This is a genomic window from Streptomyces sp. NPDC057271, from assembly GCF_042668715.1.
GTDB lineage: Bacteria > Actinomycetota > Actinomycetes > Streptomycetales > Streptomycetaceae > Streptomyces.
This window is the reverse complement of the sequence record NZ_JBHUYJ010000192.1, coordinates 1-6,729: the sequence shown is the minus strand read 5'-3', so window position 1 is coordinate 6,729 and position 6,729 is coordinate 1. Positions and strand designations below refer to the sequence as shown.

General features: G+C 69.8%; 9 protein-coding genes. 5 read left to right on the top strand and 4 right to left on the bottom strand.

Features of this window, described 5'->3' with window-relative positions; all coding sequences use genetic code 11:
- Positions 1-139: 139 nt before the first annotated feature.
- Positions 140-358 carry a DUF5326 family protein gene (locus ACFUJR_RS38415; RefSeq protein WP_383180468.1) on the bottom strand — a complete coding sequence of 73 codons (219 nt, stop codon included), beginning with the start codon at positions 356-358 and terminating at the stop codon, positions 140-142.
- Between the two features lie 195 nt (positions 359-553).
- On the bottom strand, positions 554-871 hold the full coding sequence (locus ACFUJR_RS38410; RefSeq protein WP_355110745.1) for a cupin domain-containing protein: 318 nt from the start codon (positions 869-871) through the stop codon (positions 554-556).
- 51 nt (positions 872-922) lie between these two features.
- Between ACFUJR_RS38410 and ACFUJR_RS38405 the strand changes: the two genes are divergently transcribed.
- The 5 genes from ACFUJR_RS38405 (at position 923) to ACFUJR_RS38385 (ending at position 4,649) form a co-directional block, all read left to right on the top strand.
- The gene (locus tag ACFUJR_RS38405; RefSeq protein ID WP_383180465.1) at positions 923-1,303 is read left to right on the top strand and encodes a phage holin family protein; all 381 of its coding nucleotides are present in this window, start codon (positions 923-925) and stop codon (positions 1,301-1,303) included.
- 60 nt (positions 1,304-1,363) lie between these two features.
- Positions 1,364-1,801 (top strand): low molecular weight protein-tyrosine-phosphatase, encoded by a 438-nt coding sequence (locus ACFUJR_RS38400; RefSeq protein WP_383180471.1) that lies wholly within the window; start codon positions 1,364-1,366, stop codon positions 1,799-1,801.
- Positions 1,798-2,970: a cystathionine gamma-lyase gene (locus tag ACFUJR_RS38395; protein WP_383180462.1), complete on the top strand. Its 1,173-nt coding sequence runs from the start codon at positions 1,798-1,800 to the stop codon at positions 2,968-2,970. Before ACFUJR_RS38400 ends, ACFUJR_RS38395 begins: the two co-directional genes overlap by 4 nt.
- Before the next feature lie 267 nt (positions 2,971-3,237).
- A complete protein-coding gene (locus ACFUJR_RS38390; protein ID WP_383180459.1) occupies positions 3,238-4,134 on the top strand; it encodes a LysR family transcriptional regulator in 897 nt (298 codons plus the stop codon).
- 35 nt (positions 4,135-4,169) lie between these two features.
- Positions 4,170-4,649, top strand: a complete 480-nt coding sequence (locus ACFUJR_RS38385; RefSeq protein ID WP_383180456.1) for an NUDIX domain-containing protein — start codon at positions 4,170-4,172, stop codon at positions 4,647-4,649.
- A 44-nt stretch (positions 4,650-4,693) separates the two neighbouring features.
- Here the strand turns inward: ACFUJR_RS38385 and ACFUJR_RS38380 are convergent, their stop codons facing one another.
- Together ACFUJR_RS38380 and ACFUJR_RS38375 are read right to left on the bottom strand one after the other, a co-directional pair.
- On the bottom strand, positions 4,694-5,863 hold the full coding sequence (locus ACFUJR_RS38380) for a globin domain-containing protein (protein ID WP_383180452.1): 1,170 nt from the start codon (positions 5,861-5,863) through the stop codon (positions 4,694-4,696).
- Between the two features lie 106 nt (positions 5,864-5,969).
- Positions 5,970-6,623: an HAD family hydrolase gene (locus tag ACFUJR_RS38375; RefSeq protein ID WP_383180449.1), complete on the bottom strand. Its 654-nt coding sequence runs from the start codon at positions 6,621-6,623 to the stop codon at positions 5,970-5,972.
- Positions 6,624-6,729: the final 106 nt, after the last annotated feature.

The following is a 6,729-nucleotide window of genomic DNA, read 5'->3' as shown; positions in this document are numbered from 1 at the left end:
CCGCTCAAACGGGCCGAGCACCGCAACCGGACACCAACCGCACCGAACACCATCACCACCACCCGACAAGGCACAACCTAAGTCACCGGCATTGGGGCTAACCCACCCGCGGCCCGCCCCTACCGATCGGTAGCGTGTTCTACCAGTCCTCGCGCGACGACGACGAGGACGTGAACTTCCGTACGACGTAGATCACTCCGCCGACGAGGGCGACGAAGATCAGCGCCTTGAAGAGCAGACCGATCACGAACGTCGCGATGCTGGTGATCAGACCGCCGAAGACGAACAGGGCGATGACGGGTATGGCGACCCACTTCACCCACCAGGGCATTCCCGCGAGAATCTCTCGTACCGCCATCGCGCTTCCCTCATCTCCGCAGAGTCCGTCCCGCGCACTCTGCGCCGGACACTCTCGATGCTAGGGGGACACCTGTGCCCGCGGGGGCCTCGTAGCCCTTGCTCCCCCCTGATCCGCCCCCTAGGGGAGTCCGGCCGTCCGGCGGCTCCGGCCCTTCGGCCGCTCCGGCCCTTCGGCGGACAGCTCGCAGGCGGCTCAGCTCTCCGGCGGCGAGAACACCACCATGACTCGCAGGTCCTCGGTGATGTGGTGGAACTTGTGGGCGACACCGGCCGGCACATAGACCACGCTGCCGCGCGCCACCTGCGTCGTCTCCATCCCGACCGTGATCGCGGCCCGCCCGCTCACGACGAAGTACACCTCGTCCTGACCGTGCGGCTGCTGTGGGTCGAGCGAGCCCGCGTCGAGGGCGTACAGACCGACGGACATGTTCCGCTCCCGCAGGAACTGGAGGTACGCACCGTCGTTTGCGGCGCGCTCCGCCTCGAGCTCGTCCAGTCGGAATGCTTTCATCGGTCGTCTGCCCCTGCCGTTGGCCCGATCATGTCTGCCACGATCAGACACATGATGAATTTCGTAGTCAAGACGCTCGCGAACGCGGGTGCCCTGGGAGTGGCCGTCTGGCTGCTGTCGCCGGACATCGAGCTGACCGGCAACAGCACCGCCGACAAGGCCTGGACACTCATACTCGTCGCTCTGGTCTTCGGCCTGGTGAACTTCTTGGTGAAGCCGGTCGTCAAGCTGATCTCGCTTCCGCTCTTCATCCTCACCCTCGGCCTGATCACCCTGGTGATCAACGCCCTGATGCTCCTGCTCACGTCCTGGCTGGCCGACACGATCGGGCTGGACTTCCACGTCGACGGCTTCTGGACCGCCGCCCTCGGAGGCCTGATCATCTCCGTCGTCTCCTGGGCGCTCAACATCGTCCTCCCCGACGGGGACTGAGTGCGGACGACGACGTACCGCGTCTGCTTCGTCTGCACAGGCAACATCTGCCGCTCGCCGATGGCCGAGTCCGTCTTCCGCGCCCGCGTGGAGGAGGCCGGCCTGGCGGGCGCGGTCGAGGTGGACAGCGCCGGTACCGACGGCTGGCACGAGGGCGACGCCGCCGACCCTCGTACGGTCGCCGTCCTGGAGGAGCACGGCTACGCCTCCGGACACACCGCCCGCCAGTTCCGCGCCTCGTGGTTCCCCGCCCTCGATCTGGTGATCGCTCTCGACGAGGGACATCTGCGGGCACTGCGGGCGCTCGCGCCGACCCCGGAGGACGCGGCGAAGGTGCGGCTGCTGCGCTCGTACGACCCGGCGGCCGACGACCTCGACGTGCCTGACCCGTACTACGGGGGTGCGGAAGGTTTCGAGGAGTGCCTTGAGATGGTGGAGGCGGCGAGCGAGGGACTGCTGGCCGCGGTGAGCGAGAGTATGGAGGGTCGGGCGGCATGAGCACGGACACGTTCGGGGGCGCCGAGGACCTCGGCGCCGTCGGCGACGGGACACGGGCGGTGCGGGCGGGACTCCCCGAGCCGGTGAAGTACGAACCGACCCTGCCGGGCCCGGTCTTCGCCGCCCACTTCCATCTGCCGGGCGACCCCACCGGGCCCTACACCTACGGCCGGGACGAGAACCCCACCTGGACCCGTCTGGAGCGCGCCATCGGGGAGCTGGAGGCACCGGGGGAGCCTGCCGTCGAGACGCTCGTCTTCGCCTCGGGCATGGCCGCCATCTCCGCCGTCCTCTTCTCCCAGCTGAAGGCGGGCGACACGGTCGTCGTGCCGGACGACGGCTACCAGGCCCTGCCCCTGGTGCACGAGCAGCTCCGGGCGTACGGGATCGAGGTCCGCACCGCGCCCACCGGCGGTGACGCCCAGCTGTCCGTACTGGAGGGCGCGCGGCTGCTGTGGATCGAGGCACCCTCCAATCCCGGGCTCGACGTCTGCGACATCCGCCGTATGGCGCGGGCCGCCCACGAGGCCGGGGCGCTGGTCGCCGTCGACAACACCCTGGCCACTCCCCTCGGCCAGCGGCCCCTGGAGCTGGGCGCGGACTTCTCCGTCGCCAGCGACACCAAGGGGATGACCGGCCACGGCGACATCCTCCTCGGCCATGTCAGCTGCCTCGACCCGGAGCTCGCGGCCGGCGTCCGGCGCTGGCGCAAGATCGTCGGGGCCATCCCAGGTCCCATGGAGGCCTGGCTCGCGCACCGTTCCCTGGCCACGCTCCAGCTCCGCATCGACCGGCAGTGCACCTCGGCGCTCGCTCTCGCGGAGGCACTGAGCAAGCGGGGAGAGGTGACCGGGCTGCGGTATCCCGGGCTGCCGGACGACCCGTCCCACGCGGTGGCCGCGACGCAGATGAAGCGCTTCGGGCCCGTGGTCTCCTTCACCCTTGCCGACCGGGAGCGAGCGGAGCGGTTCCTCGACGCGCTGCGGCTCGTGGACGACGCCACGAGCTTCGGCGGTGTGCGCTCGACGGCCGAGCGGCGCGGTCGGTGGGGCGGCGACGCCGTGCCGGAGGGTTTCATCCGCTTCTCCGTCGGAGCGGAGGACCCGGAGGACCTGATCGCGGATGTCCTGCGCGCCCTCGACGTGACGGAAGCGGCCACCACCGGCTGAGACCCCCCGCGTGATGCCCGCGCGAACGTCCGACTGGTTTCGGAGCGCCCCAGCACAGAACCGGGGCGTTCCGAGCCTCCCCCCTCATGGCTCGGAACGCCCGGGTTCCACGCGCGGAGAACCGCCTGCACAAGGCTAGTTGACTCAGCGTCAGTGTCCAATCACGGTAGCGACAGAGACCTATCGACTTATTTATAGTTGGTCGGTCCTGAGGCGCAGTCAGCCGACCGCCTGAGTCGAGGCCGACACGGCCGGGAGGGGGCGGACATGGATCTCGCCCTACTGCGCACCTTCGTCGCGGTGCACCGGGCCGGCTCCTTCACCCGCGCCGCGGCCCTTCTCGGCCTCTCCCAGCCCGCGGTCACCAGCCAGATCCGCACCCTGGAACGCCAGCTGGGCCGCCCGCTCTTCCTCAGACAGGCCCGTGGGGTCACCCCCACCACCATCGGCGACGAGCTCGCCCACCGCGCCGCCCCGCATCTCGACGCGCTCGTGGAGATCGCCGAGACCGGTCTGGACGAGGAGAACGGCGTCCGCACCCTCCATCTCGCCGGGCCCCCCGAGTTCACCTCGGCGCGGGCGCTGCCCGCCCTCACCCCGCTGGTCGCCCAGGGGCTGGCCGTGCGGGCCGCGTTCCCCGCCACGACCGAGGAGATCCTCGACGGGCTCGCCGCGGGCCACCACGATCTGGCCATCGCCACCGCCCGCCCACGCGGGGGGCTGTTCCACTCCGCGCCGCTCTGCGACGAGGAACATGTCCTGGTCGCAGCGCCGCGCTGGGCCGCCCGGCTCGCGCCCGACCTGCTCCTGCGCAGGGATGCCGTGGTCCTGGAGCAGCTGCCGGTGGTCGAGGTGCACGAGTCGCTGCCGTTCGTCTCCCGCTACTGGGCGACCGTCTTCGAGACCAAGCCGGCCGCGACCGCCACCGTCGTGGCGCCCGACCTGCGGGCCGTCCTGGAATCCACGGCCTCCGGGGCGGGCCTCGCCGTCCTGCCCCGCTATCTGTGCGAGGAGGCCCTGGAGCAGGGCCGCCTCGTGGCACTGCTCGATCCGCCGGTGCCGCCGCTGCGGACGTACTTCCTGATCGTCCGGACCGGGACCCTCGCACTGCCGCACATCGCGCGGGCGCACGAGTGGCTCCTGCGAGCCTCCGGAGACTGGTGAGTTTCAGGACACCCGTGGCGGGCCATTTTCTTCCCATGACCGAACGTCCTGTGGTCAAGCGCACCGCACGCGCCATTCTGCTCGATGGAAACGACCTCATCCTCATCAAGCGCACGAAGCCGGGGATGGATCCCTACTGGGTGACGCCCGGCGGCGGGGTCGAGCCCTCGGACACCACCGTTGTCGAAGCCCTGCACCGCGAAGTGCACGAGGAGCTGGGGGCCAAGGTCACCGATGTGGTCCCCTGCTTCGTCGACACCGTCGAGCACATCGTCGACGGCGGTGTCTCGGGAGTGAAGGTCCAGCACTTCTTCGTCTGCCGGCTCGACTCGATGGACCCCTCGCTGCGGCATGGGCCCGAGGTGGAGGAGCCCTGCGGCGAGTACGAGATCGTCCGGGTGCCCTTCAGCCGGGTCGGCATCGCCGCAGTCCATCTCGTGCCGTTGTCCCTGCGTCACTACCTGGACGGCAACATCGAGGGCGTCCGCGCGATGCACGCCCCCGACCTGGGCTGACCGGGCCGAGGAGCGCGTTCCTGGGCCAGGAGCGAGCCTCCGGGCTAGGACACCAGCTCCGTCAGAAGGTCGTGGCGGATCCGCTCTGCGGGGATACCGACCCCCCGCAGGGCGTCGACCCCACGCCGGATCATGCCGGGCGGGCCCGACAGATAGGCCTCGTACTCGGTCCACGGGCCGTACTGGCGCACGGCGTCCGGCAGCTGTGCCTGGTCCTCGGTGACCGGGCGCACCGACAGCCAGGGGTAGGTCTTCTGCAGCCGCATCATCGTGTCGATGTCGTACAGGTCATGGCCGCTGCGCGCGCCGTAGAACACCTCTACGGGGCGTCGGTCCCCGTGCTCGGCGACATCCTCGACCAGCGCCTTGATGGGCGCGATCCCGGTACCGCCGCCCAGGCACAGCAGCCCGTTGTCCGTGGAGTGGTCGACCGTCATCGACCCCGCGGGCGGGCCGAGACGCAGCACGTCGCCGGGGCGCGCGTGGTGCACCAGGGCGTTGGAGACCCAGCCGGCCGGCACGGCCTTGACGTGGAGGGCGAGCAGCCCGTCAGGGCGGGGAGCCGAGGCGAAGGAGTAGTGCCGCCAAACGCGAGGCCACCACGGCGTCTCCAGCGTCGTGTACTGGCCGGCGACGAAGGTGTACGGGTGGTCGGGCCGGAGCGTGATCACCGCGATGTCCGGGGTCCGTAGATCGTGCGAGACGACCTCGGCCTGCCACCAGGCGGGCGCGTGCAGCTCGTTCTCGGCCGCCGCGTCGATCATGATCTGCGAGATCGTCGTGTACGTCCGCACCCAGGCGGCCTCGGTCTCCTCGCTCCAGGTCAGGGTGGCGTACCGGATCAGCGCGCCGATCAGCGCCTCGCCGACGGCCGGGTAGTGCGTCGGCCGGGTCCCGTACTTACGGTGTCCCCGGCCCAGGTTCTGGAGGTACTCCGTGAGTACGGCTGCGTCGTCCATGTGCTCGGCCGCCGTCAGCAGCGCCTTGAGGAGGCGGTCGCGCTGGGTGTCCATCGCCGCGGGGAACATCGCGCGCAGTTCGGGGTGGCGGACGAAGAGCAAGGCGTAGAAGTACGAGGTCACCTTGTCGGCGACGGGAGCGATCTCGGCCAGGGTGCGGCGTATGAGGATCGCGTCGGGGGACGGTCGGTCCGGAGACGATCCCGGAGCTATCCGGGGCGGCTCTTCGCCGTCGTCGTGTACGGCCTCTTCCATCGTGTGCCTCGCCTCACGCCTGCGGCTCTTGTCGCCGCAGCTTGACAGGTTCGACCTCCGTTCGGACAGAAAGCGGAATTCTCGGGCATTAGCCCCGTTGCGCGGGCTAGGCTGCGCTCTTTCGGATCAGGTCGTAGGCCTCGCGCAGATCGCCCCCGGTGTAGCTGTGGCGCGACAGCCCGACAAGGTGGTGATCGGCGTTGACCGCCACGCTGAGCGGCACGGCAGCGAAGAGCTCCGCATCGGACATCGAGTCGCCATAGGCCACGCAGTCCTCCATGCCCAGCCCGTACTCCGCGCAGAGTCGGCGCGCGATGCTCACCTTCGCGGCGGCGTTGAGGATTCCCGGACGGTGGATGGGCGCGGTGAACGGAACAGCCGGCCAGCGGGAGCCATGGGCCGCATCGGCCCCCCAGTCGAGAAGGCGCCCGACGAAGAAGTCCGGCGAGAGCGAGATGACGGCGCAGCGCCCTCCCTGAGCGTGGATGTCCGCCCAGACCTCGCGAATACCCGCCAGCCAGGGAGCCCCTTCGAAAGCGGCCGTGACCTGCTCCTGAGTCAGTGCGGACCAGAGGGCATGGGCCTGGACCGCGAACTCGTCCGGCGCCATCCCGTCCAGCAGGAACCTGCGCTCCAAGGCGGCGATCTCCTCGGTGACGCCAAGCTGCCGCGAGATCTCGACCGCGGCCGCCGAGCCCCTGATCAAGGTGCCGTCGAGATCGAAGAGATGGAGCATGCCCGCGCCCGGAGAAGTGGTCATGTACGCCGAGGCTAGTGTTCTGAGTCTGGAATTCTGTTTAGATGTAGGCTTTCGGTATGGCGATGGGGCGGCCGAAGGCCGAGTTGGTGCTGACCGATGAGGAGCG